The sequence below is a fragment of the Falsiroseomonas sp. RANM36 genome (assembly GCF_056682175.1).
Genome location: NZ_JBWXTD010000003.1, coordinates 1,415,629 through 1,418,308, shown reverse-complemented (window position 1 = coordinate 1,418,308; position 2,680 = coordinate 1,415,629). Strand labels below are relative to the sequence as shown.

Sequence of the window (2,680 nt, the reverse complement as noted above, 5' to 3'; positions counted from 1 at the left end):
ATGAACTGGTCGCCGGCATCGAGCGCCTGGCTCGCGCGCCCTTCCGCGGGGGGGGCGGCGCGCGCCGCCTTCACCGCCGCGACCAGCCGCGCGCTGCCGCCCAGGCAGTCCGCGTGCGGCCGGCAGGCCGCGCCATTGGCCTGCGCGCCCTCATGCCGGCGGTGGAAGTCGTTGAGATGGATCAGCGCGATGCGCGCGGCGCCCTGCGCGGCCGCCGGGCGCAGCGCGGGCAGGGCGAGGGGGGCGGCCAGGATCTGGCGGCGGCGAAGCAGGGTCATGTCGCCCTTCTGCCCGAAACGACCCCGCCTTGTCATGCGCCGGCGCGTGACACCCCGTTGCGGACCGCCCGGCCTTCGGACATCCTTCGCCGGGGTGCGCGCCGGAGAAGGCCGCGCACCCGGGAGAGAAACATCCATGATCCGCCAGACCCTTGCGGCCGGCCTGATCGCCGCCGCCACAGCGCTGCCCGCCTTCGCCCAGGCGCCGGCCGCACCCGTGCCCGGCTGGGCCGTCGGCCGCCCCGAGGGCTCCACCCTCGCCCCGCACGCGCCGCGCCTGACCGTCACGCCGCTCGACCAGGTGCCGGTCGGCGCGCTGCGCCTGCCGCCCGGCTTCCACGCCGAGGTCTACGCGCATGGCATGCCCGGCGTGCGCATGATGACCGAAGGCCCGAACGGCACGATCTTCGCCGGCACGCGCGCCATCGGCCGCGTCTACGCGATCAGCCGCAACCCGGACGGCACGACCCGCACCCGCATCATCGCCCAGGGCCTGAGCCAGCCGAACGGCGTGGTGATGGTGGGCACGAGCCTCTACGTCATCGCGGTCAACCGCGTGCTGCGCTACGACAACATCGAGGCGAACCTCGACAACGTGCCGCAGCCGGTGGACCTGACCGCCGCCTTCGGCCTGCCGACCGAGCAGGAGCATGGCGGCAACCACCACTGGAAGTTCACCATCCTCGGGCCGGACGGGCGCATCTACACCAATGTCGGCGTCAACTGTAACGTCTGCCAGACGGACCGCGACAAGTTCGCCCTGCTGGTCTCCTTCAAGCCAGATGGCAGCGACCGGCGGATCGAGGCGCGCGGCATCCGCAACAGCGTCGGCATGGCGCATCATCCGGTGACGGGCGAGCTCTACGCCACCAACAACGGCCGCGACTGGGCCGGCAACGACTGGCCGCAGGACACGCTGCACCGCATCCGCCAGAGCGGCGAGGACCATGGCTTCCCCTTCTGCTCGGGCGGCGCGGCCGATCCGCAGCACAACATGGGCCACGCCTGCAGCGGCTTCGTGCAGCCGGCCGCACTCCTCGGCCCGCATGTCGCCGCCCTCGGCATGCGCTTCTACACGGGCACCATGTTCCCCGAGCAGTACCGCAACCAGATCTTCATCGCCCGCCGCGGCTCCTGGAACCGGGAGCGGCTGAGCGGCTTCGACGTGGTGGTCGCGCATCTCGACCCGCAGGGCAACGTGATGCGGGTGCAGGAGTTCATGACCGGCCTGCGCGACGACGCCAACCAGCGCTTCCTCGACCGCCCGGTGGACGTGCATGTGATGCGCGACGGTTCGCTGCTCGTCGCCGGCGAGCAGATGGGCGCGATCTACCGCATCACCTATCGCCAGTGAGGCTGCGGTCCCTGTACGCGGCGGCCGTCCTGGCCGCCGCGCTTCCCGGCCTCGCCGTCGCGCAGGACGCGGCGCGCGGCCGGGAGCTCGCCGCCTCCGCGCATTGCACCAACTGCCACGGCGCGGACGGGCGCAGCCAGATGGAGGGAATCCCCTCGCTGGCCGGCCAGCAGCCGGGCTTCATCACGCTCCAGATGATCCTGTTCCGGGAGGGCATCCGCCAGGTCCCGGCGATGCAGGCCTTCGCGCAGAACATGCCCGACAAGGACATCGAGGATCTCGCCGCCTGGTTCGCCAGCCTGCCGCCCGGCCCGCCGGAAGACCGCCGCCCGCGCGATCCCGCGCTCTTCGATGCCGGCGCGGCGCTGATCGGGCCGCGCAACTGCGCCTCCTGCCACCTGCCCAGCCTCGTCGGGCGCGAGCAGATCCCGCGAATCACCGGCCAGCGCGAGGAGTTCCTGCTGCACGCCATGCAGGAGTATCGCGACGGCAAGCGCGTCGGCGCCGACACGGTGATGAACAGCGCGGTGTTCGGCCTGTCCGACGCCGATCTCGCCGCGCTCGCGCACTACCTGTCGCACCGGGACTGAGGCGCCGCCGGCACTGGGGGAACCGCGGCGCGGCTCCCCCTTCGCGCCCCTCAGTTCAGGAAGGGATTGCGGCCGCGCGCCGGCGCCTCACGCGGGCCGAAATGCGTGGTCAGGTAGTCCACGATCGTGTCGCGCATCTCGCCTTCCAGCTTGTTCATGCCGTGGCGCTCCGTCATCCAGTCCATCAGCCCGTCCCACTGCGCGCGGGTGAAGTGGCTGCGCCGGATCAGCGCGGTGTTGTGGCAGGCCGTGCAGTAGCCGAAGGTCTCGCTGCGGCCGTGGCCCTCCGGCAGCACATCCTCCGCTTCCGCCCGCTCGGTCACCGCGCGCGCCGCCTCCGCCTGGCGCCGCGCCGCGTCGGCGCGCGCGGCCGCCGCCGCCGCCGCCGGCCGGGAGGCCCGGGCCGCCGGGGTCGGCGGCGGCGCCCGGCGGGGGGGGGGCCCCAGGGGGCCCCCCCC

General features: G+C 73.4%; 3 protein-coding genes and 1 pseudogene. 2 read left to right on the top strand and 2 right to left on the bottom strand.

The features are described from left to right. A pseudogene (locus AC1MIR_RS11655) lies at positions 1–278 on the bottom strand (bifunctional metallophosphatase/5'-nucleotidase); the annotation flags it as partial. A 136-nt stretch (positions 279–414) separates the two neighbouring features. Here AC1MIR_RS11655 and AC1MIR_RS11650 point away from each other — a divergent pair. Further along, a complete protein-coding gene (locus AC1MIR_RS11650; RefSeq protein ID WP_480028321.1) occupies positions 415–1,632 on the top strand; it encodes a PQQ-dependent sugar dehydrogenase in 1,218 nt (405 codons plus the stop codon). Then, entirely contained in the window at positions 1,629–2,222 is a 594-nt protein-coding gene (locus AC1MIR_RS11645) for a c-type cytochrome (RefSeq protein WP_480028320.1), read from the top strand. The genes AC1MIR_RS11650 and AC1MIR_RS11645 overlap by 4 nt, the downstream gene beginning before the upstream one ends. Positions 2,223–2,272: 50 nt before the next feature. Here AC1MIR_RS11645 and AC1MIR_RS11640 read toward each other — a convergent pair. Continuing rightward, positions 2,273–2,680 (bottom strand): hypothetical protein (locus AC1MIR_RS11640; RefSeq protein WP_480028319.1); only part of this gene is annotated, 408 nt, incomplete at its 5' end.